The organism is Singulisphaera rosea, from assembly GCF_054877945.1.
Genome location: NZ_JBTYIP020000174.1, coordinates 1 through 255 on the forward strand (window position 1 = coordinate 1; position 255 = coordinate 255).

General features: G+C 64.3%; 1 pseudogene. It reads right to left on the reverse strand.

What is annotated here, in order from left to right:
* A pseudogene (locus tag ACYOEI_RS41395) lies at positions 1-255 on the reverse strand (IS701 family transposase); the annotation flags it as partial.

Consider the following 255-nt stretch of genomic DNA (forward strand, 5'->3'; position numbering starts at 1 on the left):
ATCGCGAAGCCCAACTCGGCGTAGTATCGCCGCATCCCGGACTCCATCCCCAACTCGTTGGTGGCCCAGTATTCCGCGTCGCCATCTGGGGCGTCGATCCGGAAGACTTGGACCATCCCGTAGCCCTGGAGGTGAAGCGCCGTGCCCGACTCCGAGATCGCTACGTCGTCCAGCGCCCGCTTGATTCGATCCCCCGGCGTGACCAAGCGGTTGCCCTTGAGCCGAGTCAGCCAATTCCAGCCGAAGTCGCGGATC